Source organism: Calditrichia bacterium (assembly GCA_020634975.1).
Taxonomy (GTDB): domain Bacteria; phylum Calditrichota; class Calditrichia; order RBG-13-44-9; family J075; genus JACKAQ01.
The window spans coordinates 1238717-1265538 of record JACKAQ010000001.1; the positions used below are offsets into that span (position 1 = coordinate 1238717).

Annotated in this window: 26 protein-coding genes; 14 read left to right on the forward strand and 12 right to left on the reverse strand. The window is 47.6% G+C overall.

Going from position 1 to position 26822, the window contains the following annotated elements:
- Window positions 1-49: 49 nt before the first annotated feature.
- Both H6629_04945 and H6629_04950 read right to left on the reverse strand, forming a co-directional pair.
- Window positions 50-544: a metallophosphoesterase family protein gene (locus H6629_04945; GenBank protein ID MCB9067138.1), complete on the reverse strand. Its 495-nt coding sequence runs from the start codon at window positions 542-544 to the stop codon at window positions 50-52.
- 7 nt (window positions 545-551) lie between these two features.
- Window positions 552-1985, reverse strand: coding sequence for a peptidoglycan DD-metalloendopeptidase family protein (locus H6629_04950; protein MCB9067139.1), 1434 nt, complete (start codon window positions 1983-1985; stop codon window positions 552-554).
- A gap of 179 nt (window positions 1986-2164) precedes the next feature.
- Between H6629_04950 and H6629_04955 the strand changes: the two genes are divergently transcribed.
- Window positions 2165-2338, forward strand: a complete 174-nt coding sequence (locus tag H6629_04955; protein ID MCB9067140.1) for a hypothetical protein — start codon at window positions 2165-2167, stop codon at window positions 2336-2338.
- A gap of 57 nt (window positions 2339-2395) precedes the next feature.
- Here H6629_04955 and H6629_04960 read toward each other — a convergent pair whose 3' ends face one another.
- The 3 genes from H6629_04960 to H6629_04970 all read right to left on the reverse strand — a co-directional run bounded on the left by H6629_04960 (window position 2396) and on the right by H6629_04970 (window position 5338).
- Complete coding sequence (locus tag H6629_04960; protein ID MCB9067141.1) at window positions 2396-2998, reverse strand: MotA/TolQ/ExbB proton channel family protein; 603 nt, start codon at window positions 2996-2998, stop codon at window positions 2396-2398.
- Between the two features lie 256 nt (window positions 2999-3254).
- Window positions 3255-4889 carry a peptidase gene (locus tag H6629_04965; GenBank protein MCB9067142.1) on the reverse strand — a complete coding sequence of 545 codons (1635 nt, stop codon included), beginning with the start codon at window positions 4887-4889 and terminating at the stop codon, window positions 3255-3257.
- A 101-nt stretch (window positions 4890-4990) separates the two neighbouring features.
- Window positions 4991-5338: an STAS domain-containing protein gene (locus H6629_04970; protein MCB9067143.1), complete on the reverse strand. Its 348-nt coding sequence runs from the start codon at window positions 5336-5338 to the stop codon at window positions 4991-4993.
- 243 nt (window positions 5339-5581) lie between these two features.
- Here H6629_04970 and gdhA point away from each other — a divergent pair, with 243 nt between their 5' ends.
- Window positions 5582-6943: an NADP-specific glutamate dehydrogenase gene (gene gdhA / locus H6629_04975; GenBank protein MCB9067144.1), complete on the forward strand. Its 1362-nt coding sequence runs from the start codon at window positions 5582-5584 to the stop codon at window positions 6941-6943.
- Window positions 6944-7018: 75 nt separating this feature from the next.
- Here gdhA and H6629_04980 read toward each other — a convergent pair whose 3' ends face one another.
- Window positions 7019-8275: an aminotransferase class I/II-fold pyridoxal phosphate-dependent enzyme gene (locus H6629_04980; GenBank protein MCB9067145.1), complete on the reverse strand. Its 1257-nt coding sequence runs from the start codon at window positions 8273-8275 to the stop codon at window positions 7019-7021.
- Between the two features lie 632 nt (window positions 8276-8907).
- Here H6629_04980 and H6629_04985 point away from each other — a divergent pair.
- The 5 genes from H6629_04985 (at window position 8908) to H6629_05005 (ending at window position 15322) form a co-directional block, all read left to right on the forward strand.
- Complete coding sequence (locus H6629_04985; protein ID MCB9067146.1) at window positions 8908-9927, forward strand: carboxypeptidase regulatory-like domain-containing protein; 1020 nt, start codon at window positions 8908-8910, stop codon at window positions 9925-9927.
- Entirely contained in the window at window positions 9924-11393 is a 1470-nt protein-coding gene (locus H6629_04990; protein MCB9067147.1) for a sigma 54-interacting transcriptional regulator, read from the forward strand. The genes H6629_04985 and H6629_04990 overlap by 4 nt, the downstream gene beginning before the upstream one ends.
- Before the next feature lie 42 nt (window positions 11394-11435).
- Complete coding sequence (locus tag H6629_04995) at window positions 11436-12692, forward strand: T9SS type A sorting domain-containing protein (protein MCB9067148.1); 1257 nt, start codon at window positions 11436-11438, stop codon at window positions 12690-12692.
- A 71-nt stretch (window positions 12693-12763) separates the two neighbouring features.
- On the forward strand, window positions 12764-14497 hold the full coding sequence (locus H6629_05000; protein MCB9067149.1) for a protein kinase: 1734 nt from the start codon (window positions 12764-12766) through the stop codon (window positions 14495-14497).
- Between the two features lie 15 nt (window positions 14498-14512).
- Window positions 14513-15322, forward strand: coding sequence for a hypothetical protein (locus H6629_05005; GenBank protein MCB9067150.1), 810 nt, complete (start codon window positions 14513-14515; stop codon window positions 15320-15322).
- Between the two features lie 14 nt (window positions 15323-15336).
- On the opposite strand, the gene H6629_05010 is transcribed toward H6629_05005, so the two are convergent.
- Window positions 15337-16239: a hypothetical protein gene (locus H6629_05010; GenBank protein ID MCB9067151.1), complete on the reverse strand. Its 903-nt coding sequence runs from the start codon at window positions 16237-16239 to the stop codon at window positions 15337-15339.
- 335 nt (window positions 16240-16574) lie between these two features.
- Between H6629_05010 and H6629_05015 the strand changes: the two genes are divergently transcribed.
- Window positions 16575-17690 (forward strand): VWA domain-containing protein, encoded by a 1116-nt coding sequence (locus tag H6629_05015; GenBank protein ID MCB9067152.1) that lies wholly within the window; start codon window positions 16575-16577, stop codon window positions 17688-17690.
- Window positions 17691-17693: 3 nt separating this feature from the next.
- Here the strand turns inward: H6629_05015 and H6629_05020 are convergent, their stop codons facing one another.
- The 4 genes from H6629_05020 to H6629_05035 all read right to left on the reverse strand — a co-directional run bounded on the left by H6629_05020 (window position 17694) and on the right by H6629_05035 (window position 22594).
- On the reverse strand, window positions 17694-19028 hold the full coding sequence (locus H6629_05020) for a sigma-54-dependent Fis family transcriptional regulator (GenBank protein MCB9067153.1): 1335 nt from the start codon (window positions 19026-19028) through the stop codon (window positions 17694-17696).
- Window positions 19029-19079: 51 nt separating this feature from the next.
- Entirely contained in the window at window positions 19080-21188 is a 2109-nt protein-coding gene (locus tag H6629_05025) for a thioredoxin family protein (GenBank protein MCB9067154.1), read from the reverse strand.
- Window positions 21189-21317: 129 nt separating this feature from the next.
- Entirely contained in the window at window positions 21318-22064 is a 747-nt protein-coding gene (locus tag H6629_05030; GenBank protein ID MCB9067155.1) for a hypothetical protein, read from the reverse strand.
- An 80-nt stretch (window positions 22065-22144) separates the two neighbouring features.
- On the reverse strand, window positions 22145-22594 hold the full coding sequence (locus H6629_05035) for a DinB family protein (protein ID MCB9067156.1): 450 nt from the start codon (window positions 22592-22594) through the stop codon (window positions 22145-22147).
- Window positions 22595-22803: 209 nt separating this feature from the next.
- Here H6629_05035 and H6629_05040 point away from each other — a divergent pair, with 209 nt between their 5' ends.
- From H6629_05040 to H6629_05055, 4 genes are all read left to right on the forward strand, one after another.
- Window positions 22804-23256, forward strand: coding sequence for a phosphatidylglycerophosphatase A (locus tag H6629_05040; protein MCB9067157.1), 453 nt, complete (start codon window positions 22804-22806; stop codon window positions 23254-23256).
- 404 nt (window positions 23257-23660) lie between these two features.
- Window positions 23661-24635 (forward strand): hypothetical protein, encoded by a 975-nt coding sequence (locus H6629_05045; GenBank protein MCB9067158.1) that lies wholly within the window; start codon window positions 23661-23663, stop codon window positions 24633-24635.
- The gene (locus H6629_05050) at window positions 24563-24991 is read left to right on the forward strand and encodes a hypothetical protein (GenBank protein MCB9067159.1); all 429 of its coding nucleotides are present in this window, start codon (window positions 24563-24565) and stop codon (window positions 24989-24991) included. Before H6629_05045 ends, H6629_05050 begins: the two co-directional genes overlap by 73 nt.
- Before the next feature lie 25 nt (window positions 24992-25016).
- Window positions 25017-25256 (forward strand): hypothetical protein, encoded by a 240-nt coding sequence (locus H6629_05055; GenBank protein MCB9067160.1) that lies wholly within the window; start codon window positions 25017-25019, stop codon window positions 25254-25256.
- Between the two features lie 187 nt (window positions 25257-25443).
- On the opposite strand, the gene H6629_05060 is transcribed toward H6629_05055, so the two are convergent.
- Entirely contained in the window at window positions 25444-25596 is a 153-nt protein-coding gene (locus H6629_05060) for a hypothetical protein (GenBank protein ID MCB9067161.1), read from the reverse strand.
- 60 nt (window positions 25597-25656) lie between these two features.
- On the opposite strand from H6629_05060, the gene H6629_05065 reads away from it, so the two are divergent.
- On the forward strand, window positions 25657-25803 hold the full coding sequence (locus tag H6629_05065) for a hypothetical protein (protein ID MCB9067162.1): 147 nt from the start codon (window positions 25657-25659) through the stop codon (window positions 25801-25803).
- Window positions 25748-26710, forward strand: coding sequence for a T9SS type A sorting domain-containing protein (locus H6629_05070; protein ID MCB9067163.1), 963 nt, complete (start codon window positions 25748-25750; stop codon window positions 26708-26710). Before H6629_05065 ends, H6629_05070 begins: the two co-directional genes overlap by 56 nt.
- Window positions 26711-26822 lie beyond the last annotated feature (112 nt).

The following is a 26822-nucleotide window of genomic DNA, read 5'->3' on the forward strand; positions in this document are numbered from 1 at the left end:
CTTTTTCATTTTCACGACAGATTTTTCACGACAACAAATCACAACAAATTTACTTCTGAACTTCGTATTTGATCACTTCACCGCTTTCGGTATCATAAACGACAAATGATGAATGTCCGGTTAATTCACCCATAATTTCACCGGGGTTAATCCGCAGAGTATCGCCATCGTAACTTACTTCGTATTTGTGATTATGCCCGAAACACACCACGTCAAACGCATCCGATGTCGCCAACATTCGTCCAATATTATCGAAATGAGAAACTGCGAACCGTTTGTTATCGATCAGCAGATCGGCAACTTCGCCATGCAAATGCACATGATCAAAATCGTTGGCAACCTGGGTAATGCGGAACAGATCGCCATCGTTATTGCCAAAAACGATGTGAATCGGTTTGGAAAACCCGCTGGCCAAATCTTTCACAATAAACGGTGAGCAAAGATCGCCGCAGCATATCAGCTTGTCGGCATCCTGAATTTGGGAAAGTGCATTTTCCAATTTTTTCCGGTGATCGTGAATGTCGGAAATAATCGCGATTTTCATACCAACCTCACTGTGTTAATGTCATTTGTTTGGTTTCCCGAAAATTCCCCGCCTCCAATCGGTAATAATACACACCGGATTCAACCCGATTGCCATCTGCGGCTTTGCCATTCCACTCAATAATGTGGCTTCCGGCAGGCTGCATTTGATTTACCAGCCGGCGCACTTCTCTGCCCATTGCGTCAAAAATCGTAATTTTTACCGAGCCGGAAACAGGCATTTCATACGATATTGTGGTTGTTGGATTAAACGGGTTCGGGTAATTTTGATTCAGCTTAAACGATTGTAATTTCTCAACTTGATCATCAATGCCAACAGTCCCGACAGTGAATTCGTGAACGTATGTTTCACCTTCAAATGTAACTTCAAACTGCCAAACGCCATAAAATGGGTTCGCTGGCAAATTCCACCACCAATACCAGTACGATGCCTGATAGTGCGGCTCGGTTGATGCATGAGACCAACTTTGCCAAACAACGCCGTTGGGCTGACGAATACGGAATTCACTGAGTTGACCGTTCAGTTGATCGCGGTAATAGGTTGCGAAATAGACCCTCTCTCCTCCTAAAAATGCATCTTTCGCATTGACCACTTCCTGAGTGGGACAGCTCGGAAAAACCGGCGGTGCGGAGTGGGTCATTACCCGATTAATCGCAGAATCGTAATACGGAGGTTGCTCAGCCCACCACGATTCTGTATTCAGGCTATTGCAAGCGCCCTGAAACGGTTCAATCAAATTGCCACCGGCATCGTGTATCTCCAGATGCAAATGCGGCCCGGTCGAATTGCCGGAACTGCCGACAACGCCAAGATATTCCCCGGCAACAACTGTTTCACCAACATTTTTGGCGGTTGGTGAGTTCTTTTTCATGTGTCCGTACCAGGCTACGGAGCCATCGCTGTGCTGCACATAAACGGCGTTCCAATCCGACCCGTTAAATCCACAACTGCGATCGTTATTGCCGGAAGCTTTAAAAATAATCGTGCCGGGTGCCGCCGCAACGATGATAATTTCGTCATTATCCATCCGGTACCAGCCGAACGGCCAGGTAAAAATATCCACGCCCTGATGGTTGTAACCGGAGGCAAGGTCATAAGTTCGTTCACCGCAATTGTAATCCTGCAATTGATTGGGAAATGCTGAATTTTGATCCACAAAATTGGAAATACCGTGGTAACCGTAATCCGTTTGACCCAATGCACCGATTACCGGCCATTCCATCAACGTCACCTGTTCTGTTCTTGCAGATTCGATGATACCACGATTTAGTAAATCCTGAATACTTGCATCGAGCTGTTGCTGAATTTCCATGCGCTTTTCTGCTGTTAAACAGGGGAAATCTTGTCGCGAAAAATCCATTCCACCGCCACCCATATTATTTTGGGCGCTTAATATGTTGAAAATAAACACCATAAATATCGCAAATCGAAAACACTTCATATCTGCTCCTTGATTTATTATGATCCAAATCCCGTTAAAAAATCTAAAAGAAATATCGAAGAATTGACAGCAAAAATTAAGGAATTTGCGTTACGACAGCATTACAATAAAGTTATTTGTGGCGGTGACGATTCTATTAAAAAACAGGGAAGTCATTTTAATTCACGGAAGGAGAAAAAATGCAGGTATCCGGCGGTGGAAATGCGCAACTGGCGATGCGAATGCTTCAGCAAGCCCAACAGCAGCAGTTGCAGATGGCGCAGGCAACCATTCAAATGGCGCAGGCACAGGAAAATGCACAAAACGGACAACAATTGTTAGGTTCTGGTAATTTGGTTGATGTTTATGCGTGATGTTTCAGGAATGGTATATTTGTTTACGCCGGTCGGTTGACCGGCGTTTTTTTTGGTTTATTTCCCCTTTAAACTATCCACCAGCAATATCGAAACTTCTTCCATATTTAGCACCAGTTGATCAATTCGTGTATTTGCCAAATTATAAATTAGCTGGATACTCATTGCCACAACCAATCCAAATAATGTGGTTAGTAACGCCTGCGAAATCCCCCCGGCAACAACAGCAGGTGAAATATCATCAACCATTTGAATGGCTTTGAAAGCCTCAACCATTCCCCAAACCGTGCCGGTAAACCCCAACATTGGCGCCGCAACGATGATAAATCCCAGCCAGATCATACCGCGCTCTAGCAACGCCGTTTGAATACTGCCCACATTTGTAACTGCTTTCTCCGCGTCAGCAATGTTGTCGTTTGCATAAATCAGACCAGCTGTTAATATTGTGGAAACAGGATCTTTTTGTGTTTCGCAAATAGCCAACGCAGCGCGGACATTTTGTTTGCGCAATGCAGATTGAACGTTGCGCATAACCTGTCGCGATTGCCATTCAGCACGTAACAAATGGAATAATTTTACGAACCCGATTATTAAGCCGAAAATCCACATGACCAAAATCGGTAACATAAAATTGCCGCCCTGAAAATACAATTTTGTCATCTCATCAATAAATACTGGCATATTTAATCCCTTTCTGAAAATTTAGTTTAGCGTTAAACCTAATATTTCAAAAAAGATGCCAGCAAAAAACAAGCACGGTAATACTCTAATAAACAACAACTTAAATAAGTCAACCGGAAATATTCAGAACGATACGGGATTGCAAATTGCAAGAGAGGCATTTAGAGGTGCAAAACAAATAGAAAAGGCAGGTCAAACAACCTGCCTTTTTGGTAAAAAAAATAAATATTGAACATTACATCCCCAGTTTTTTCTCAACCGTGTAAACCGGGCGAATATCAACCGGGATGTCGGATAATTTGTCCAACGCGGTTTGCAATTCGGGAGAAATTTTACGGTATTTGGCGATAAAGGCTTTTGCACCGTCGTAATCGCCGAGCGCCTGAATCATCAAAATATCATGCGAGAGATCGCGAACTGCAGCGTCCATTTTTGCGTAATTGACGTGGAATCGCGCCGTTTCAGCGGTGAATTCGACCCCGCCCTTTTCCATCAGATAATTGAGGATAATCGCATTTCCGCCGCCGTGTGCTTCGCTGATGCCAAAGCGGACACTGCGGAAAATGCCGCCCACAAAACTGGCGTAAACGGCATCACCAATTTCTTTGCTGAACACACCTTTTTCCACCATAAACGGAAATTGATACAAGCCAACGATATCCGCTTTTGCTTCTTCCAGCGTGGAATAAGTTTCTTTCAATTCCTGGCTGACGGTGGTTTGCTGTCCGTTTTTGGTGATGGTTCCGGGTCCGATGCCGTGCACCATTTCATGCAGCAACACATGATAGAAAAAAGCATCGAACGACACTTTTTGCAGATCATCTTCGTGCAGCACCCGTGCCATTATTTTTCGGGAAATGTTGTCGTATTTCGCCTGCGTAACGTTACGGAGCATCACCTTTTTACTGCCTTTGGCTTCGCGCACGCGTTCGTCATTCGGCAGGTTGAATGCGATGGTTTGCACACCGGCTTTGGTATCGCCGGCGGTAAATACTTCGTTCACCACTTTTATGGGCGATTCGCTGCCGCGATTGAAATTTTTGTGCGCATCGGGAATCGGCAGTCGTTTTTCCAATTCGTTCAAATATTGCCCGACGGCTTTCAATTTTTGGCTGGCATCGGCATCCACCAACGTAATAAAACATTCGAACGCGGCTTTGTAGCCGAACAATTCGTCTTCGTAGGTTTCATACGGGCCGATGACGATTTCGATGGTGTGATCTTTCAGATCCATCCAATCCATATCACTTTGGTAATAATCGTTGCTCAAAAATGCGTCTGCGCGACTGGTGAGATAGGTTTTCAGCGATGCATTTTCCGTAAGTGCCGCAGCTTCACGGAGCAGTTTGGCTGCCGGTTCGAGAAATTCCTGATATGCCTCGGAATATGGCACAGCCACCAGTTTTTCACCATCGCGGCGAATGACGGTAAAAAATCCGCGCAATGCGTCTGCATCTTCCGGGTGGTTTGTTACCCACTCTTCAAATTCGGTTTTGGTCATATCCGCCGGATAATAATTGGCGCCTTCCGGTTTGTGGGTGCCGGTATTGATGAACGGTTTGTCATCTTCCAATCGATCGAACGGACCAAAATTTACATCAAAGTAGGCTTTTAAAATGGCGTTGTCCGGCGTGTTGGCTGCGGTTAACGCATCTCGCAAATCGACATTTTGGGCATACACCTGACGCAGGAAAATTTCGTCCATCAGCTTGGCGGCCTGCACCAGTTTTGCCAACGCCTGACGATCGCCGTCGCTCAGTACGGATTCGTCAAAATCGATGTCAACCGGTTCAAATTTGTCCAGTTGCGCTTTAACCTCGCTAATCGGCTGATGATCTTTTATCACGCTAACATCCTGTTTATTCGACATTTCCGAGCATCCGACAATCATTGCAAACAACGCCAGTGCCCCAAACATCTTTCCAAATTTTCTCATAAACAAAAGAGCTCCTGTGTTTTTCGGATTGACGTTTAGGCTTCGTTTTCGAAGCTGGCAACAGCGCGATCAGCACTTTCATAGGTATCGAAAATTTTGATCATTTTGGTAATCATCATTACGCTTTGCACTTTTTCGGCAACGCTGGAGAGTTTCAGTTTGCCTTCGGCGCTGCTGATCGATGTGTAGCAAGCCATCAGCACACCCAAACCGGAACTGTTCAACCATTTCACGCCTTTGAGATCGATAACGACATTTTTCGCGCCGTCGGCAATCAGGCTTTTTACTTTTTCGTGCAGTGCGGTTGTTTCCGGTCCGCCCATCATGTTTCCGGAAATGGTTAACACAGCAATATTACGCTGAAAACTTTCCTTAATTTTCATAAGTCTCGCTCCTCAATTATGGTGTTTTGGACGTTGATTCAGCAGCTAAAGTATCGTTTTTTCACTATTTTTCCAATAGATATTTTGAAATGAGATACTTTACCGTTTGCCCGCTTACGCACAGAACAATCACAAAAATATCTTGTAAGGAATGCCTTAAAATAGTTAAGTTAAAACAATAAATTAATTCAGATTAATCAGACGCGGCAATACCCACTAATCCATTAATTTGGAGGATCCACAATGCAAGACTATGTCCTGAATTTGTTGACGGAAGTTAAAGCGAAAAATCCGGGTGAACCGGAATTTCACCAGGCTGTCGAGGAGGTTGTTGAATCATTGGCTTTGGTGTTGGAACGCCATAGTGAATATCGCGCTGCAAAAGTTCTGGAGCGATTGGTTGAGCCGGAACGCGTTATTATGTTCCGGGTGCCCTGGGTAGATGATCAGGGTAACATTCAGGTTAATCGCGGATTTCGTATCGAAATGAATAGTGCAATCGGGCCGTACAAAGGCGGATTGCGTTTTCACCCATCTGTAAACCTTGGCATTTTAAAATTTTTGGCATTCGAACAAGTATTCAAAAACAGCCTGACATCCCTGCCGATGGGCGGTGGCAAAGGCGGCTCGGATTTTGATCCCAAAGGTAAAAGCGATATGGAAGTGATGCGTTTTTGCCAAAGCTTTATGTCGGAACTGAATCGTCATATCGGCGCGGATACGGATGTGCCCGCCGGCGATATCGGCGTTGGCGGCCGGGAAATCGGCTATCTGTTCGGACAATACAAACGGCTGACAAACCGGTTCGACGGTGTGTTAACCGGAAAAGGCATCAATTGGGGCGGATCGCTCATCCGGCCGGAAGCAACCGGTTACGGCAGCGTATATTTTGCAGCAGAAATGCTCTCAACCCGCAACGAAACGCTCGAAGGTAAAATTTGTTTGGTTTCCGGCAGCGGAAATGTTGCCCAGTATACGGTTGAAAAACTGATCCAGCTTGGTGCGAAAGTTGTTACGCTATCCGATTCCCAGGGTTATGTTTACGACGAAGCCGGAATCGATATGGAAAAATTGCAATATGTGATGGATTTGAAAAACTATCGTCGCGGGCGCATTAAAGAATACACAGATGTGTACAAAAGCGCCGTTTACACACCGGTCGATCCGAACAGCGATCACAACCCGATGTGGGACCACAAAGCACATTGCGCATTCCCCAGCGCAACCCAAAATGAAATCAACGCAAAAGACGCCCAAAATTTATTGAAAAACGGCGTTTACGTCGTTTCCGAAGGCGCAAATATGCCCACAACCAACGAAGGCGTCAGAATATTTTTGGAAAACCGGATTTTATACGGCCCCGGCAAAGCAGCAAACGCCGGCGGTGTTGCCGTATCCGGATTGGAAATGTCGCAAAACAGCATGCGCCTCTCATGGACCCGTGAAGAAGTGGACAATCGGCTCCGCCAGATTATGAAAAATATTCACAGAACATGTGTGGATGTTTCGGAACGGTTCAACACGCAGGGTAATTATGTAAACGGTGCCAACATCGGCGGATTCCTGAAAGTTGCCGATGCGATGCTCGATCAGGGTGTTGTGTAATTTATTGGCAAATCGACAGAAAACAAAAAAGGCGGTTGATCAACCGCCTTTTTTTATGTGAACATTTATAATTTTTTAGAACGATAATTTGCCCAGCGCCGTTTCCAGATTGCTCATAATTTCCTCAACCTCTTCCAGTTTGCAGGTTCCGACAGACAGGCGATACCAGTTGGATTCTTCCGAGGTTCCAAAATATGAGAACGGCAAAATACCCACTTTTGCCTCATCCAGAATATAGCGATGCACGGCTGCGTTGCTTTCCAGGACTTGTCCGCTTGCGGTTTTGGCGCCTTTCAGATCCATTTGCACGGTAAGATAAATCGCTGCCTGCGGCTCGATGGCATCTACCTTAAACCCCTTTTCTTTCAACGATTTAAATCCGTTGTAAAAACCATGCAGGCGTTGCTGGATTTCTGAGCAAATGTGGGTCATGTATTCATCCACCGCCGCATGATTTTTCAGGAATCTGCCCGTACCGATTTGCTCCGGTTTTGGCGCCCACGCGCCCATGTGCGATACGATGGATCGCATTTTAGCCATCACATCCACCGGACCAAATCCCCACCCCAAACGCACGCCGGTAGCCGCAAACGATTTGGAAATCCCGTCGATAAAAATAGAATATTCGCGCATCGCAGGACGCAGTTGCACTGCGTTGTAATGCTTATTTTCGCCAAAAGTGAGTTGCCAGTAAATGCTGTCGAACACGACATACAGCGGGCGCTGACCGCTGCGGCGATGGTTTTCCGCCAACACCAGATCGCAAATAGATTCCAGTTTCGCCTTGCTCATTACCGTTCCGGTGGGGTTCAGCGGCGAGCACAGCATGATCATCCGGGCATCTTTAACCAGCGGCGCCAGATCTTCTGCGTCGGGCATAAAATTTTGCTCCGGTGAGGTTTCAAAAAATACCGGAATCGATGTGGATAATTGAGTGTAATGGTCGTTATTCCACGATGGCACGGGATAAATAACCTTGTCTCCCGGATCGGTAGTCGCGAGATAGGCTGCATAAATCAGCGGTCGGGCACCACTGGCAATCAACAAACTGTTGGTGTCGTATTGGACATCCATTTTCATTTTCAACAATTCGCTGACGGCTTCCAACAGCACGGGCAATCCTTTGGCACCGGGATAATTGGTCTGGTTTTCCTGATAGGCTTTGGTAATTTCCGCTTTCAGCAATTCCGGAATCGGGAAAATTTGTGAATTAAAATCACCAATGGTCAAATTATAGAATTTTTCGCCTCGGGCAATCCGTTCATTGATTTCTGCTGCCAATGTGATTATCGGTGAAGTTTTAACGCCCTGCGCTAACCGCGATACTCTCATATTTATCTCCAGTTTATTGTGCACTCGTTGATTCTGCATAATTCTCGTGAGCTTAAATGTAACACCGGGCATCTCTCGAAAAAAATCCAAAAAGCGATTTTTGGGTAAAAAAGAAAAATGCGATCACCGGAAATTCACACTTCTGATGATCGCAGGAGACTGGCGGAACATGGCTTATCCGCCGGTAAAATGAGATTTGTATTTTTGACTGATTTCTGAAAAAAAGGGCATCCGGCGTGCCCAACACCGGCTGCCCAACTGGAGATATGATGATGCAGAGCAAGATGACAGTAAAAACGGGTTAATTGGCCTATTTAATCAACCTCTTACTGTAACTTACAACATCAGATAATCCAATTTTCATGCCACGAATTAACCATATGTTGTAAAACGATTTTATGATATTGATTTTATTTGACTTATCTTGCAAAATGTTATTTTAGAAAACAAAAAGCCATTCATCGCACCGTGCATATAATTCACCTTCGTGCAAATGGTGCATTATTTAAATTGTAATGTTAATCGCAGCATTAACGACAACTGGGTTTATTATTGTTTTTGTGGGTTGCAACATCTATATTTTATGACTATTTGCAATTTAAAAACCTGAATATTGGAGCCCTGCTGTCTGCATGCACCTTTCGATTCGTTTTGGCACTATTTTGGCATTAATGTACTGGTTGAGCAGCTGTATATCGGATGCGCCGCGAATTAACCCACTTGATCCGGCGTTTACTGTAAACCAGAAAATACGGATTCAGGGAAAAGTGACCCGTTTTAACACAACAACCGGCATTGCCAACGCCCAAATTTCAATCGGCTCCGGCGAGGTTTTCACCAGAAGCGATGCGAATGGCAATTACACGCTGGAAGCGAATCTCGCGGATGGCAGCTATTTGCTCCGTTGCAACGCGCCCGGATATGCCGCCGATTCCACCCAAATAAATTTGCAGGCAGAAACCGCCGCCCAACAAAATTTTTTGCTGAACGGGCTGCCGGAGCTGGAATCCATTTCGCTGACCACCCGTCATCTGGGTTCATTTATTCCGCCGGATGCGTTTTTTATCGATCTTTTGGTTACAGTAGATGATGTGGATGGGTTGAGCGATATCGATCTGGTGTGGTGCGAAATTCCCGATCTGCAATTTTCGGATACCCTGCAAATTATCCAGCAAAGCCAGCAATATTTTGCGCGGCTCACCACCCGGCAACTGGATGTTTCTGCGCTGGAAGCGCTGCAGGGCACGCCGTTTTTTGTTTACGTACGGGATATGCAAGGGGATGTAACCATGTCCGATGCCCGGTTTATCAGCCGGATTATCGATACTGCACCCGTTACCACTTCCCCAACCGGATTGACCGGACAACCTGTTCAATTCCAATGGCAGGCATTTGCGCAACCGTATTCGTTTATTTACCGGATAGAGGTTTATCCAAACGTAAACATCGCATTACCGCCGGTTGCAACCATCAACTCTATCCCGTCGGATGAAACGACCATCCAGCTTTCAACAACGCTCACCGCCGGGGAATACTATTGGGTGCTTTACGCCGTCGATGCATTCGGGAACTACAGCCGCTCTGTTCAAACTGCGTTGATAATTGGCAGCGCACCATCGACATCACCCACAAACAATGGATTGATTGAATGAGTACCGTAAACCCTTACGATGCACTGCTGCAAATCAGCGAAGAAATTGGCAGCGTGCACGATACCGCAGAATTGTTAGACAGAATTACCGACATCGCCATGGGCGTACTGAAAGCGGAACGCGGATTTATGTTGCTAAAATCCGGCAACAGCGGTTTTTCTGCGACTACTGCCCGAAACATTTCGCAGGAATCCATATCCGGCATCCAAAATCTTTCCAGCAGCGTGGTTAACCAGGTTCTGGAAAATGGCGAACCCGTGCTCACATTTGATGCCCAAAGCGATTCCCGCTTTGCCAGCGCAGAAAGTGTGGTTATCCAGCAAATCCGCTCCATTGCCTGCACGCCGCTGCTGCGCAAAAATGAAGTGATCGGCGCAATTTACATGGACAGCCGCATCAATACAGAACAGTTTAACGACGAAAGCCTGCAATTTTTACAGGCATTTGCCCGTCAGGCAGCGCTGGCGATCGAAAATGCCCGTTTGTTTGAAAAATTGCAAACTGAAAATCGTCAGCTAAAAAAACAAATTTCGCTGAGCACCGTATTCCCGGAAATCATCGGCGAAAGCCGGGAGATTCAGGAAATTCTGGACATGATCGACCGCGTTGCGGATGCCAAAGCCACCGTGCTCATCGAAGGCGAAAGCGGCACCGGAAAGGAACTGGTCGCGCGGGCGCTGCACTACCATTCATCGCGAAAAGACAAATTATTTGTCCCCGTTTTTTGCGGTGGACTTACCGAAAGCTTGCTGGAGAGCGAACTGTTCGGGCACAAAAAAGGTGCGTTCACCGGCGCGATCGACAACAAAGCCGGGCTTTTTGAAGAAGCGGACGGCGGCACGATTTTTCTCGATGAAATCGGCGATATCAACATGAACGTGCAAACAAAATTGCTGCGGGTGATTCAGGAAGGCGAAATCAAACGCGTTGGCGATGCCAAAAGCCGGATTGTGGATGTGCGAATCGTTTCTGCAACCAATAAAGATTTGTGGAAAGAAGTGCAGGCCAAACGCTTCCGCGAAGATTTGTATTACCGGTTGAACGTCATCAACATCAAAATGCCGGCGCTGCGCGAACGGGACGAAGATATTTTGGTGCTCGGCAAACATTTCCTGAAAAAATTTGCCCGGATCAACAATAAAGCGATCGACGGATTTTCGCAAAGCGCGGAAAACAGCATGCTCAGCTACCAATGGCCGGGCAACATCCGGGAGTTGGAAAACACGGTTGAACGTGCGGTCATCCTTGCCCGCAGCGGCAAAATCACACCGGATTTGCTCAATCTCAGCAAAACCCGGGTAAATGATTTGGCCGGCAAAACCCTGCGGGAAATTGAACGCGCCGTTATCGCGGAAACGCTGGAAATTACCGGACACCATCGCGCAAGAACCGCGGAAATTCTGGGAGTTTCGCGTCGCTGGCTGCAATATCGCATCAAAGAATGGGGACTGGACGACAAAGAGTGATGGTAACGGGGAGATATTTTTTGAATTTAGTGAGGATTTACAATGCGTAAGCCAATGATATACAGTTGCCTGCTTACGATAATTTTATCGTGGGGCGGTATTTTTGCCAATGGCTGGCGAAGCGGCGCGGCGCTCCAAACACCGCGATACGGTGCCACTTCAGTTGTCATGGATGGCTATATTTATGTAATCGGCGGCGCGACTGCCAACGGGCAAATACTGAATTCTGTGGAACGATACGATTCATCCACCCAAACATGGGATGCAACTGCCATTGCCCCAACCCAAATTCCACGCCTGGATGCTGTGGCAATGATTGTCGATGGCAAAATTTACCTGATGGGCGGATATACTGCCGATGGCGAAGTAACCGATGCCGTTGAAGAATATGATCTTGCGGGCAACAGTTGGTCTTTTTCCGAGGACCTGCGAAAAAAACGGCGCGGACATATTGCCGTTTCTATCTGGAACGCACCTTGTGTTGTCGGCGGTATTGGCGATAGCGGTGAATACGAAGATAAAGCGGAATGGCTGAATCCTGATGATGATAAATGGGAGGATATCGACGCCAATTACGATCTGCTGCGGTTCAAACCGTTTTCCGCTGCAAAAGGACATTCCATCTACATTTTTGGCGGCATTTTTAACTATCCCACAGCAAACAGCCACGTTGGCGAAGTTAGCACGGGCTGGGAAATCACCTGGAGCACATTGCCGGATTTACCGGTAGCCCGCGCCAACGGCACAACCGCCACCCTCAACGACAGCGTTTTTATGATTGGCGGCGTGTTATCCAATAATTACGCAACCGGACGGGTGGATATTTTCGATTTCACCACACAGCAATTTACCCAGGCGCCGGATCTGCCGACAGCGCGCATTTCCATGACATCGGCTGTTTTGGATGACGAAATTTATGTGATCGGCGGATACGCCAATTCCATCAACTCGCCGGTTGGCACCGTCGAAATCTACAGCTCGCCGTTAACCGCAATCGATCCGTCCGAATCCGGATTTCCGGAATCGTTTGCACTGCTGCACGGTTATCCAAATCCGTTTAACGGCAGCATTCAGCTGGCTGTCAACATCCCGCAACGGGCGGATTATCAACTGACCATTTTTGATATCAACGGACGCAAAGTCCGCACGCTGCACAACGGCAACCTGCCTTCCGGTGAGCGCAATTTCCAATGGAACGCCATCGACGAAACCGGGAAGAACGTCAGTAGCGGCATTTACCTTGCTGTTTTGCAATCCCGATCTTCAATACAAAAACTCAAGATCGTTTATGTGAAATAAGTCGCCACTCAACCATTGATTTTCAGCCGTTCGCAACATATATTTCTTTTTATCCGATTTGAGGCGAACAGGTGAAAATAGACATCAAAGGTTATGATATTATCCGGGAAATCAGCCGGGGACCGATCAGCACAGCGTATTTGGGGAAACAACTATCGCTGAACCGCCCGGTGCTCATCAAACGGTTGAATAACCAATGGATGAACGAAACCGATTTGATGGAGCGATTTCGCCGCGAAGCGTTGATCTGCGCTCGCCTGAAACATCGCAATGTGGTTGATATTATTGATGTTGAAACCCACCCCGACAACCTTTACCTGGTCATCGAATTTATTGATGGAATGGATTTGGCGCGGTTCATCAAAGAATTTTCGCCGATGCCGTTTTCGGTAATTTTATACATCAGCCGCGAGGTGCTCAACGGGTTGGCGTATGCCCATCGGCAGGGTGTTATTCATCGCGATATCAAACCGTCGAACATCATGATCGGGCGGGACGGCATCGTGAAAATTGCCGATTTCGGACTTGCCCGAACCGCCGATTTACCGACTATTTCCGCCCACGGCGAAGTGGTTGGCACACCCGCATACATGTCTCCGGAACAAGCCCGGATTTCCAACCTGGATGAGCGCACGGATATTTTTAGCCTGGGCATCACATTTTACGAATTAGCCGGTCAGCCGTCGCCATTCAAAGGGCAAAGCATTGTCGAATCCATTCAAAAATTATTGAAAGATGTGCCGCCGCCGCTTCACGCGCTTAACCCGGAAATTCCGGAATGGTATTCGCTGCTGATCTCAAAAATGCTCGCAAAAAAAACAGACGATCGCCCGGCATCGGCGGAAGCAATTCTGGAAAATGAACATTTTTTGAAAACGCCCTCCCGGTCGCCGGAACTGGCACAAATGATCGGGCAAATGAATAAAGAATCGATCACTTTCGAGAACACAGAAATTTCTCCGCCGGTGATTCAGTCCATTGATTTGCCCAAATCGCCGGGCAAACGCTGGCTGGGCATTGCAACAACGGCTGTTGCGGTGCTGCTGCTCGGCGTTTGGTGGATAAATGCCAACCAACCGGATCAAAAAAATGGTGTTTTGCCAATTCAAGATAAAATGACCGCAGCTGCGGAAACGCTCAACACAGGTGCAGATTCATTGATGAATGAACCGGAAATTCAATCGCAACCGGTTGAGCAAAACCCGGAACAACCAACATCGGCGTTGGCGGAAAAGGGTTCGCAACCGGAAAATCGTGTTGCACTCAACCAATCCGCAAATGACGAAAATCCCCGCGAAAACACAACTTCCCCGGCAACGAACACAGAAAAAATAGAGCTTCCCGTTTTGACAGACAGCAGTTCAACGCCTGTTGCCGCACCCGCAACCGGCGAGTTGATGGTGCAATGCACGCCGTGGGCGCATATTTTTGTTAATGGCGAACAGTTTGAAACCACACCGTTGCGTAAACCGCTGATCCTGCCGGCGGGGCGTCATGTTATCGAATTGCGCAACCCGAACTTCCCGCCGCACCGCAGCACTGTGGAAATTTCCGGCGGAAACAGCGATTCGCTAATCGTCAATTTGCATTCCCTGACCGGTTATCTGGATTTACAGGTGTTGCCGTGGGCAAAAATTTTTATCGATAACCAATATGTAGAAACCACGCCGCTGGCAAAACCGCTGGCGCTAAAACCGGGTGAGTACACCCTGAAACTCGAAAATCCGGCATTTCCCAATTGGGAGGAAACCGTGCTCATTACCGCAGGGGAAACCCTGAAACACCGGATAACACTCAACAGATAAATTACGGAGCGCCACTTGCAGCGTTGCTACCCCGCATTCACCCGAAACCGAATTGTCATTATTTTTTTATTACTCCCGCTATTGCTGTGCAAAAACCTGTTTGCACAACCTGTTTCCAATTCTGTAAATCAGTTGAAGCAACTGTATGAAAATGTTGAATTTGAATCGGCAATAACCAAAGGAAATGAGCTGCTGAAATTACCGGGAAATGCGTTATCACCGGATGAATTGGCCGTTGTCCACCGGTATATGGCGTTCTCTTTTTTCAACCTCGGTGATCAGGATTCGGCGCGGGTGCATTTTCTAAGCCTGCTGTCGCTGCAACCGGATTTAGAGCTGAATCCGGCTGAAACATCGCCAAAAATCATCGATTTTTTTCAGCAATTAAAGGAAGAATTTCGTTCGATTTCGCAACAGGAAAATGACAGAGTGTTCACTAAATACGTAATCGCAGAAGATTTGCGCCCCGGTGCAGCGCTGCGATCTGCTGTTATTCCGGGATGGGGACAGTTGCGCAAAGGTCAGCGCGGGCGGGCCGTGGTACTTGGCGGCGGATTTTGGGCAGGGTTGATCGCAACCGGCGTGGCGTACAGCAAATCGCAAAGCCTGAAAGATGATTATGTTGCAGCAAAGGACCCGGCAGAAATCAGCAGATTATACGATGATTACAATGGCTGGCATAAAACGCGACAGGCGCTTACGCTGGCAACCGCGGTTTTTTGGGTGATTAACGTTGTGGATGCAGGTTGGTCGAATTACCCGAAGCCGGCATTTCGTGCCGGTAATTCAGCGGTCGAATTATCGTTTTCAATTCCGTTAAAGTAATATTCTACAACTGCTTAGCGCCCGATGTTTTGCGAACTCCATACACCAGAAAACGGGCGGTTGCTCCGGGATTCAATTTCCAGATCATTCAGATACAATCCCTCCCGTTCAAAAGCAGCGCATCGCTCCAAAAATTGCTCCCAATCGACACCAATTTCCAACCGTTGCGGCACATTTCCCGGTTTCCACGCACCGGCATAAGTTGCCCCTTTATCGGAGCTATTTTCCCGGTATATTTCCAAATCTATTAATTCAAAACCGTTACGGTTATCGCCAAATTTGCTCCGGAAATCCCTTTCACCAACGCTTTTGAAATAATCATCTCCTTTGCCGGAGCGAAAAACAACCACATAAAACACGGAACCGCCGAGGTCGTAGGGCTCAAAATCTGCAATTACCATACCGTTTTTGAGCATTCCGTCGCGAACAATATCAAATTCGCTGCCGATTTTTACATTCACGCGTATGGCAATCTCGTAACGGCCTTCCTGCCAAATACTCAGGGCATAATATTGCCCGGCATCCTGATAAATATCGATATCGATGAGCCGCATACCATCATTTTTCATGGATTTCCAAAGGCTTTCGAATGTCCGCCAGTCGTTTCCGCTGGCACCCAAACTGGATCTGTAAAACATGGTTTTGGGGCTTTCGCGATGCCAAACCGCACCGAATAGCTGTTTGTTGTCCTTTCGGTATGTTTCGATATCAACAATGTGCAAATCGCTTACTTTTAATTCTTCAAATGCACGGAGAACATCATCCCACACCAAATCGACAATTACAGTGGATTTTTGTCCTTTAAACACCTGGTATTCAGATTGCGGTGTGTCGACAACCTGCATGGCACAACCAGAAATGAGCAGCAGTAGCCCACCCCAAAAAAGCGGTATTAACGCATGCTTCGCAGCATTCATTGGTATTCTCCAAAAAAGTTGAAAGGGATTGATTTCCGGAAATGGGCTCAAGGAAGTTAAATTTCGCATCATTTGCTTCTATTGTGTTAATTGAACAGAATTGTTACCTCAAAAATCCCCGCTAACTATTGGAATATACAAATTTTACGAAATAAATGTGCAACAAAATATGATTGTTCTCACAGGTTTTTCCGCGTCACGGTTAGTCACTGCAATCTATATTATTACTTGACATAGTTCGAATCAATGCATAATATAAAATTAACAATCCAAAAATGTTTTCAGGGCAAGTTGTAACAACTTTTGTTGTGCCGCACCATTGGAAGGAACCGGGTATGAATAGGGCAATGGGGATTTTGGCGATTTGTTTGCTGATGATTTTGGCTACACTTTTTCCGGCTTGTGAAGATAGCATTGTTTACGGCTCCGGTAACAGAAATTCGGCGCCTGTGGATAGTATGCCTGGTGATACTATTCCGCCGCCGCCACCACAGGGCATTTTGGACACACTAACCCTTTATCTGGCTTTTGATTACTGGAATCCTTCCGGAATCGATCCACACATCAAAATTGACACGGACGCCACCTCCGATCTGATAAAAGTCGGTGAAAATATATTGCGTAAACCACCCATTGTCGGGCAGCCGAATGTGACGTTTCTACTCGAGGATATCAAAGTAGATTATTCTCCGGTCTATTCCCGCATTTTTAAGTGGTGGTCTGAGGAATTACTTTCAGATCACTGGCACAACACCTCCGAATTTGCGGTAAGCAAACGGGATAAAACCCGGATGAATATCGTATTGGTGCTGGATGTAAGCAATTCGCTCGGCGGCGATTTCTATTGGGTAAAAGAATATGCAAAAGATTTTCTGGACATCATCTACACCGAAATGCGCGACAACATCCGGTATCCCAAAATCGCGATTGTAGATTTTTCCACGCTGATCAATTATATCCCGTTAACGACCAAACAATCAGATTTGATCGATCATATCAACGGGTTGCAGCAGGGACAATACACGGCGCTGTATGCTGCAATGAACACCGGCATCGATTTGCTGGCACAGGAATCTGATACACTGCACCATCGCGCAATGGTTACGTTTACGGATGGCAACGACAACTATTCCGGTCCGGTCACGAAAGATTTTCTGCTCAACAAAATTACCGATCCGGTTTTTAATACACCAAAAATCCGCAGTTTTGTGTTAGGGTTTAAAGGGCGCGACGGTTTGGATGAGTCTATTCTGGAAAGTCTGGCGGTCAATAATGGCGAAGCAAGGTTTACCAGCTCAATATTTCAGCTAAAAGTGATGTTTGAAAATATCGCCAAGGATATTACCCGATCGGTCAACTTCACTTACACCCGCAACGACCAAATTATTCCTGAATCGGAAAAACGCCGGGTGCGAATTGGCATAAGCCTTGAACGTCATATTATTTTGTGAGAATTATTGGAGTTTACTCATCAGCGTGCGGTAATTGATGTTCAGCAGTTTGCAAGCGTCTTTTTTGTTGCCCTTTTTCTGTTCCAACACCATTCGCACATAAATCCGGGTTATTTCCTCCAGCGAAAGCTCGTTAGCTAATGCTTTATCGAGAAAATTATTGCTGGATTCCAGAATGTCCGGCGGCAAATGCTCGATATCGATATGCTGGGAATTGGTCAAAATCAATCGTTTGACAGTGTTTTCGAGCTCCCGTGCGTTGCCTTCCCACGGCAAGTGCGATAAAAAAGCCATCACGCGGTTGGATACTTTGGGCTTGGGCAGGTCGTTTTCGCGACAAAATTTTTCGGTGAAATAGTCAATCATCGCCGGAATATCGTCCGGGCGTTCCCGCAGCGGCGGCAATTGGATGGGAATAACGTTCAATCGGTAAAAAAGATCTTCGCGGAAGGTGCCCTCTTTGATCATATCCTGCAACGGTTGGTTGGTTGCGGAAATCAAACGGAAGGTTACCGTAATTTCTTTTTCGCCGCCGAGCCGGAAAAAGCGTTTGCTTTCCAGCACGCGGAGCAGTTTGGCCTGCAATTCCAGCGGCATGTCGCCAATTTCATCGAGAAACAGTGTGCCGTTATCCGCCAGCTCAATTTTGCCGCGCGTTTGTTTTAGCGCACCGGTGTATGCACCTTTTTCATAGCCGAACAGCTCACTTTCCAGCAAATTGGGCGGCAACGCTGCGCAGTTGATGGCCACAAAACTGTCGTTCAACCGGGGGCTTTGTTTGTAGATGTGCCGGGCAAACACCTCTTTTCCGGAACCGGATTCCCCGGTGATGAGCACCGGCTCCACGCTGTGTTTCACACGGTCAATTGTGGCGAGGATTTGCTGCATTTGTTTGCTGACCGCCACGATATCATCAAACCGGATATTTTGTTTCAATTTGGAACGCAATTCGGTGTTTTCGCGCTCCAGTTTTTGCATTTTCAACCCTTGTTTGACAAGGTGCGGCAGCTCTTCCTCCAATTTTTCGTCGCCTTTGGAGAAATACGAATAGGCGCCTCGCCGCTGCGCTTCCAGCGCGTATTCATGTTCTTTGTAGGATGTAACTACGATGATCTGAAAATCCTGCCCGAGTTTGATCAACTCATCCAGCAGATTTAATCCGTCGGTGATTTGTGGCAATCCCAGATCCATAATGATGAGATCTGGCTCCATCAATTCACATTGCTGAAGCGCATCGGTTTTGTTCGCTGCAACTTTCACGTGATAGCCATCGCCAATCCATTCGCGAAAACTGTCGCTCCACAATTCGTTGTCTTCAACAATCAGTATTTTGTCCATTAAACCCATCGATCCATGCGAAAATGAGCACCACCCGGCAGTGGTGAAATATTAGTTGATTCGCGCCAGCGCGTCCAGAATCAGTCCGGGCGTTAGCAACTCCGGCAGAACTATCGGTTTTTCGTTCGATCCGGCGCCGTAAAGCACGTATAATGGAACACTATTTCGTCCGAAAGCGGCTAAAGCACGCGTGATATTTTCATCTTTTGACGTCCAATCCGCAATGACTCTTGTCACACCTTTGCTGGCAAATGCAGCTTCGACCTCAGCGTTATTCAATGCAACTTTTTTGTTGACCTGACAACTGAGGCACCACGATGCTGTAAAATCAATAAAAACAGGCTTTCCCTGCGCGCGCAGTGTATTGACCAATTCGGGTGAATACGGCTCCCAACCGGCGTGTGCGGCGGCATTTGCGCTGGTTTTGGTCGCAGCGGATGCGCTGGCAGTGCCATCGCCAACCATGTCGATCGTAAGCCATGCGCTGCCGACAATCAGCACAGCAGCGATGGTTTTGGCAACCAAACGGGTGGTTTTACTGCGCATCAGCGTTCCCCAACGCCCCAACACCCAGCCGCCAAAACTGACAACCAGCAGCGCCAGCAACGCCACAAAAACACCCAGCGAGCCAACCTGACCATCCAGCACATACAGCAGCCAGATGACGGTTGCCATCATCAAAAATCCCATGGATTGTTTGAGGGTGTCCATCCACGCGCCGGGTTTTGGCACAAATTTCAGCAATCCGGGAGAGGACGCCAGCAACACATATGGCAGCGCCATTCCCATTCCCAACGCCGTGAAAATGGCCATCGAAAGCAACGCCGGCTGGCTGAGCGCAAAACCGAGCGCCGATCCCATAAACGGTGCGGTGCACGGCGTAGCCACAACGGTGGCCGTAACGCCGCTCACAAACGATCCGAGGTAATCCGAGCGGCTGGCTGCGCCCTGCCCGACACCCATCAGCGAAGTCCCCAATTCAAACACACCAAACAAATTCAAACCGAATAAAAACAAAAAGATAGCCAACACAACAATAAATGACGGCGATTGCAGTTGAAATCCCCAGCCGAGCTGTTCGCCGCCCGCCCGCAACAGCAGCAACGCGCCGGCCAACACCCAAAATGAAACCAACACGCCAAGCGTAAATACCATTCCATGGGAAAAAACCTTGCTGCTGTCTTCACCGGCTTGTTGCACAAAACCGAGAATTTTGAGCGACAAAACGGGCAGCACGCAGGGCATCAGATTCAAAATCATACCACCGACAAACGCGAACAACAGCGCCCACCAAATGCTGCCGATTTCCTGATTTCCGGCGGATGTGCCAAAATTACTGTCCAGCGAATTACCGATCTCAACGCTGATTTCCTGCGATTTTTCCGATCCGGTACCGCGCCAGCCGTTCTCCGAAACCAACACACCGGAAATGCGTTCGGGATCGCCCTCGCGATCCGGCGAAAGCGGCACGTTCAACCGGTAGCCGTTGCCGGTGGCGGTCACTTCCTGCACGGCGCCGTTGTTGATCACCAGCTCGTCATACGGAAAAAAGCGGATATTTCCCGGCGAATCACTCACCCATTCGGGCGGAACGATTTCGAAAACCAACGCGGTATCTATTTTGGCAGCCTGAACTTTCCAGCCGGAATTTGTAATTGGCAACATCGCGCGAGTGTCGGCAAATGGTTGTGTCCACGCCGCGTTAATCGCCACATGTTCACCGATCGCCAGCGGCAATTCCAGATCAACATTTTCCGGAATACACACATCTTTGCAAACCAGCCAACTGGCATTTGCCTTCAGCGTGACGGTGCTTCCCGGTGCCAGATTCGCCGGTGGCGTAATTTGCACGGGCAACAGCACTTCATTTTCGTAACCGAAATTCATGAATTCGTCAAATGGAATGGCTTCGGGATGCGGCCACTGGATTTCCCCAGCGGAAAAGCCTTCCGGCAATTCCCAATCGATGGCGGTCGCCAAACCGGCATCGCCGGCATTGCGCCAGTACACATGCCAGTGATCTTGAATTTTCATGTGAAGCCCAACCCAAAATGCCTCGCCGGGAACAATCGTGGTCACTTCCGGCACCAGTTCCGCTTCCACGTGATCGGTTTTCGCAGAATTGGCCAACAGACCGTTCACCACGAAAAAAAGCAACATCGAAACGAAGATAAACCGTTGTTTTAACATTAGTTGTCTCTAAAATAAATTTACACCGTTAGATAAATTATGATTCATAAACAATCCAAAAGTAACCGTATGTATTGCGGCAAACGCCAAAAGTTCCCATTAACGGCTGAAGAAAACCAGATAGCTGAACTGGATCAGGATATCCGGTGCGCCGTTATCGATGCCAAGCCCCAGCACGCTTCGGATGTGCCCGTTTCCACCGGTTACATAATCGATCCCGCCGGAAAGCAACCCCACATCGCCCTGCGTTTCCAGATTTAGTTCGCCGATGATGTTCAGCTGCGGGCTGGTCTGATATATCACGCCGCCGCCAATTCGCAATGAGGCATCGTGACCGCCGGCATCGCGGAAAACCAAACCGGCGTTTCCAGTTACGGTCAGTCCCGGACTGAACGGATGGCGCAACGCAGCAAACCCGCCGAAATCGAAATTATCGCCGCCAACATTGTCGCTGCCGATGGGCAAAGTGATAAACCCGCCGGCAGAAATCTGGGTTCTGCCCGAAGCCATGTGCTGTTTGCCGAAAACCGAAACATTATCCAGCCCGGAGCGGCCGTCGCCGTTTTCAGGGTTGATGCTGAGAAATCCCCAGCCGAGCCCCAATTCAAAATTATCCGATAGCGGAATGCCGCCCTGCACACCAAGATTGACGCTGCTGAAAAAATCGTAATCACTGAAATTGAAAAACCCTTCGCCATATGTAACGTCGGTTAACGCGGCGTCTTCGAAAAATGTCTGAAATAGCCGCACATCATCGTTGGTTGTGTATCTTACTGTATATTGTGCAAAAATCGGTTGAACACTGAATACGAATGCTAAAATCAGTCCGATTCGGTAAAGTTTCATTGCGTTTCTCCTGTGGAAAAGTGTTGTATTGGTCTCACCAAAACAAATTATTTTTTTCTAATATTTTGTATTTATTCTATTTATCGTTTGAAAAAAATATAATCTGTGACGGCAGGAACCTCGCCGGATTGACGCAATTGTAGCGCAATTTGCGAACGGTGATAGGTTCCGTGATTGATCACATGTGCCAAAATATCGGTCGGTGTATTCGTGAACGGCTCGCCTTTCGAGTTGCGATATGTGATCAATTTGAACAGATCAGCAACTGATATATCAGCCAGATATTTAACCCAGATGTCATGCTGCTGCCGGAGTTGCATATCGCATTCCGATAGCGAAAACTGCGGGAAAACCGGTGTTTCCGGGTGCTTTCCAATCAATCGGCTAAACCAGATTTCCTCCGCAGCAAAAATGTGCGACAACAGCAACAGGGATGATTCCGGTGCACTGGTGGCGCTTTTCAACGATTCAATCGTCCGGTTATTTGCCCAAAAATTGTATTCAAACATCTTTTTGAAATAATCGATCATTATCTGCTTCGTGATATTTATGTCCGAATTTACCTGCGCACTAAACTGTGGCCGGCAGAAGCTGCAATTATCAAGCGTCCCTAAATTAAAACGTCCTGCAGCACATAACAACCGCTTTTGCGAAAGTTTAGCCGCTGCGGAATTTGCAAATAGGCTTTGAACTTGCCAAATTCAACTGTAAGTTTTCACCGAAGAAAAACAGGATTTGCATGCGAACGATACATTATATAATTGCAACCGGATTTGGCTGCGGCTATTCGCCAACAGCGCCGGGAACCGCGGGCACTATTTTGGCGCTGTTGATCGGCTACTTTTTGATTGATGGGAATTTACCGTGGCTGATTGCCGCGACGTTGTTGTTTACCATTATTGGCACCATTTCGGCAGATTTTGTGGAAAAAAATTCCGGCAATCACGATCCATCCATCGTGGTTGTGGATGAAATTGCAGGTATGCTGCTCGGCTTGTGGGCTGTTCCGGTTGAACCGATTCCCTACCTCGTCGCGTTCGGTTTTTTCCGCCTGTTTGATGTTACAAAACTGTTTCCGATTGATAATCTCCAACGCCTCCCCGGTGGTTGGGGCATCATGTTTGACGATATCGGCGCCGGTATTTACACGCTGGCAGCCATGCATTTGCTGTTGTATTTCGGCGTTCTCTAAATCACGCTCCGGATATTTAGAGAACTATTATTTTGTTTTCCCATATATTCGCATCCGATCTCAAAAACAGGGTGTGCCTTTCCCGGTATTCGGGATTACCCAACATTCATTTATCACAATAATCCTGCCCGTTTTTTCGGGGAGGATGACACGTTGTGTTAATTAAGTTTCCTCGGAATTTTGCGCCCGAGCAAAAAAAACCGCATTATTACTCAACTTGGCGCAAAAATGATCGAACATAGAAATCTTGAAAAATGCTATCGGAGAGCGTTTCTTCTACATTTTTAATCAGATGTGATTTACGATTGTTGATGCGGAGCCATTTGCTAATTAACCGCCGTTCTTAACGGAATAATGTATCATAATCTACTATTTCAAAACGAATTTCAAGAGAGGGAAGCCAAATGAAATTTCGCGCTATCGCATCAAAACGCCCGGTAATGTGGACGTTTTTTTCGATGATTTTTATGCTACTAACCGGTGTTTTCTTTACCCAACAAACAAAAGCTCCTGCGGGTGAACACCGCGCAGAATATGCGAAGTGGTTGGAAAATCACCCTTTTAACAACCGTCCGCATTTAACCAAAGCTGACCTCAAAAAAATCCCCAAAAAAGATCGCCCGGATCTGGCGATGGAACAAAATTTTCTGCAAACTGTTGATCCGGAGCTAAAAATAGTGCCATCCGAAAGGCTGGTTACGGCTTACAACCGGATGCAATCGCTAAAAAACACGGGTCAGTATTATCCGGGTAGCTCTTGGGCCGAGCGCGGACCGTCGAATGTCGGCGGACGTACCCGAGCAATCATGTTTGACCCGAATGACGGGACCGGGAAAAAAGTATTTGCAGCAGGTGTCGCCGGCGGCATTTGGTACACCAACGACATCACAGATGCCGGTGAAGGCTGGACCCAGGTGAACGATTTTCTGGATAACATGGCCGTTTGCTCGATCGATTACGATCCGAGTAACACTTCGGTGTTTTACGCCGGTACCGGCGAAGGCTATTACAACGTGGACGCTGTTCGCGGCGCGGGCATTTGGAAAAGCACCAATGGCGGCAGTAGTTGGACACAACTTGCGGCAACCAACAATTACGAATTTGATTATGTCCAGAAAGTGAAAGTCCACCCAACAACCGGGCATGTTTACGCGGCAACCAAAAGCAGATACAGTAATGTTGGCGGCATTTATCGCTCCACAGATGGCGGCAGCACATGGGCTGTTGTTCTGAATAACGATAACGGCGCATCTGCTATCGTGCTGCAGATATCGAAATTGGGGCAGACGGCACAATTTACGCCACAATGGGGCTTATCTTTAGCACTGATGGGATTTACAGCTCCTCAACCGGCAACGTCGGGAGTTGGACTAAGCTGAACACTGGCACGAACGGATTTCCCACAACAGGCATCGAACGCATCGAAATTGCTACTGCGCCATCGAACGCCAATTATATTTATGCCCTCACCCAAAGCAGTTCAACCGATGGCATTGAAGGTGTTTATCGCTCGACCGACAAAGGTGCCAACTGGAGCAGCTTAACCCTGCCGAATGATGTCGAGTATGGCACCGAATTCAGCCGCGGACAAGCATGGTATGATCTGGCTCTGGCGGTCGATCCGAACGACGAAGATGCTGTTTTCACCGGCGCAATCAACCTGTTCAAAACTACCAACGGTGGCAGCAGTTGGACGCAAATTTCCCACTGGTACGGCGGTTTTTACATATCCTGATGTTCATGCGGATCATCACACGATTGTGTTCAAACCCGGTTCGTCCAGCGAGATTGTTTTCGGCTCCGATGGCGGGGTGGATTACACAGCCAACGGCACATCTTCAACGCCCAGTTTTACCAATCGCAACAACAATTACAACGTCACCCAGTTTTATTCCGGTGCGATGCATCCCGGTGACGGCGAGAATTATTTTTGGCCGGCGCACAGGATAACGGCACGCAGAAATTCAATAGCGCGGGTATCGACGCGACGGATGAAGTAACCGGTGGCGACGGTGCATTTTGCTTTATCGATCAAACGGATCCGACTTATCAGATCACTTCATATGTGTAAATAACAATTATTATCCGTTCTACAAATGGTGGTGCCAGCTTCTCAAATATCACAGCGGACGACTACACCGGCAGCTTCATCAACCCGGCGGATTATGATGACAATTTGAACATTCTTTATTCCGCCAGAACATCCACTACTTTAAAACGAATTACTGGCATAACCGGAACAATTTCTGAAAGCACGATTTCTGTTTCGATGGATGATGTTGCTTCGCATATTCGCGTTTCGCCATACACCGGCGGCTCGACAACGCTGTTTGTCGGCACGAATCGGCAGCGTTTATAAAAGTAACCAACGCAAACGGATCGCCAACAACCACGGATATATTGACGCCGGTAACGCATCTGCCATCCGGCAGCGTTTCCTGCATCGAGATCGGCGCCAGCGAAAACGAGCTGTTGGTAACCTATTCAAATTTTGGCGTCACATCCGTCTGGGTACACCAGCGACGGCGGAACAAACTGGACCAGTAAAGAAGGCGATTTGCCGGATATGCCGGTGCGTTGGGCGTTGTTCAATCCCGATAACCGAAACGTTGCGATGCTGGCAACAGAATTGGGCGTTTGGGCAACCGCAGATTTGAGCACCGATCCGGTAGAATGGCAGCCTTACAACAACGGGCTGGCGAATGTTCGGGTGGATATGCTGCAAATCCGTGATTCGGACAAAATGGTGATTGCCGCAACCCACGGTCGCGGGCTGTTCTCTAATGCCGATTTTACAACAGATACATCGCTGCCGGTAGAGCTTGCCGCATTCACCGCAACACCCGGCAATGCACAGGTTACGCTCAACTGGCAAACCCACAGCGAAGTTAACAATCAGGGATTTGAGATTTATCGCAGCGATGCCGAAAATGGCGAATACCAAAAAATCGCATCGCACGAAAGCGATCCGGCGCTCGCCGGAAATGGCAATTCCAACGAAAGCCACAGCTACCGATTCACCGATAAATGGGTGAGCAACGGCAGCACTTACTGGTATCAGCTTGCGGATGTAAGCTTCAACGGGGAGCGCGATTTCCATCCGGCAATTTCGGCGGTACCGAATGCATCGAACACGCCCGTTGTCCAAAGTGCGGCAGGTCCGGCGAGTTACGAATTGCAGCAAAATTATCCGAATCCGTTCAACCCGGAAACAACCGTCAAATTTTCACTCGCGGCACAGCACAAATCCGACCAAAATGTGAAAGTGCTGGTGTTCAACGCCCTCGGACAGCAGGTTCGCGAATTGTATAACGGCACCCTGCAACCCGGCACCTACGAAATGAAATGGGACGGACGCAACCAGTCCGGCGAGTTGCTCGGCTCCGGCACTTATTTTGCGATGCTGCAAACCGGATTTTTCCGGGAAACCCGTAAGATGTTGCTAATCAAATAAATAGTCTTAAATTTTCCGGCTCTCCTAAAAGCGGTGATTTTTTTATAAAAATCGCCGCTTTTTTTTGCCCGGATTTCCATTTGCCAAATTGACCCGAATACGCTATTTTAAC

Excerpts from the sequence above, each read along its gene's own strand:
- H6629_04945 (MCB9067138.1), bottom strand. The coding sequence starts at position 544 with ATGAAAATCGCGATTATTTCCGACATTCACGATCACCGGAAAAAATTG.
- H6629_04950 (MCB9067139.1), bottom strand. The coding sequence starts at position 1,985 with ATGAAGTGTTTTCGATTTGCGATATTTATGGTGTTTATTTTCAACATA.
- H6629_04955 (MCB9067140.1), top strand. The coding sequence starts at position 2,165 with ATGCAGGTATCCGGCGGTGGAAATGCGCAACTGGCGATGCGAATGCTT.
- H6629_04960 (MCB9067141.1), bottom strand. The coding sequence starts at position 2,998 with ATGACAAAATTGTATTTTCAGGGCGGCAATTTTATGTTACCGATTTTG.
- H6629_04965 (MCB9067142.1), bottom strand. The coding sequence starts at position 4,889 with ATGTCGAATAAACAGGATGTTAGCGTGATAAAAGATCATCAGCCGATT.
- H6629_04970 (MCB9067143.1), bottom strand. The coding sequence starts at position 5,338 with ATGAAAATTAAGGAAAGTTTTCAGCGTAATATTGCTGTGTTAACCATT.
- gdhA (MCB9067144.1), top strand. The coding sequence starts at position 5,582 with ATGCAAGACTATGTCCTGAATTTGTTGACGGAAGTTAAAGCGAAAAAT.
- H6629_04980 (MCB9067145.1), bottom strand. The coding sequence starts at position 8,275 with ATGAGAGTATCGCGGTTAGCGCAGGGCGTTAAAACTTCACCGATAATC.
- H6629_04985 (MCB9067146.1), top strand. The coding sequence starts at position 8,908 with ATGCACCTTTCGATTCGTTTTGGCACTATTTTGGCATTAATGTACTGG.
- H6629_04990 (MCB9067147.1), top strand. The coding sequence starts at position 9,924 with ATGAGTACCGTAAACCCTTACGATGCACTGCTGCAAATCAGCGAAGAA.
- H6629_04995 (MCB9067148.1), top strand. The coding sequence starts at position 11,436 with ATGCGTAAGCCAATGATATACAGTTGCCTGCTTACGATAATTTTATCG.
- H6629_05010 (MCB9067151.1), bottom strand. The coding sequence starts at position 16,239 with ATGAATGCTGCGAAGCATGCGTTAATACCGCTTTTTTGGGGTGGGCTA.
- H6629_05015 (MCB9067152.1), top strand. The coding sequence starts at position 16,575 with ATGAATAGGGCAATGGGGATTTTGGCGATTTGTTTGCTGATGATTTTG.
- H6629_05020 (MCB9067153.1), bottom strand. The coding sequence starts at position 19,028 with ATGGACAAAATACTGATTGTTGAAGACAACGAATTGTGGAGCGACAGT.
- H6629_05025 (MCB9067154.1), bottom strand. The coding sequence starts at position 21,188 with ATGTTGCTTTTTTTCGTGGTGAACGGTCTGTTGGCCAATTCTGCGAAA.
- H6629_05030 (MCB9067155.1), bottom strand. The coding sequence starts at position 22,064 with ATGAAACTTTACCGAATCGGACTGATTTTAGCATTCGTATTCAGTGTT.
- H6629_05035 (MCB9067156.1), bottom strand. The coding sequence starts at position 22,594 with ATGATCGATTATTTCAAAAAGATGTTTGAATACAATTTTTGGGCAAAT.
- H6629_05040 (MCB9067157.1), top strand. The coding sequence starts at position 22,804 with ATGCGAACGATACATTATATAATTGCAACCGGATTTGGCTGCGGCTAT.
- H6629_05045 (MCB9067158.1), top strand. The coding sequence starts at position 23,661 with ATGAAATTTCGCGCTATCGCATCAAAACGCCCGGTAATGTGGACGTTT.
- H6629_05050 (MCB9067159.1), top strand. The coding sequence starts at position 24,563 with ATGGGGCTTATCTTTAGCACTGATGGGATTTACAGCTCCTCAACCGGC.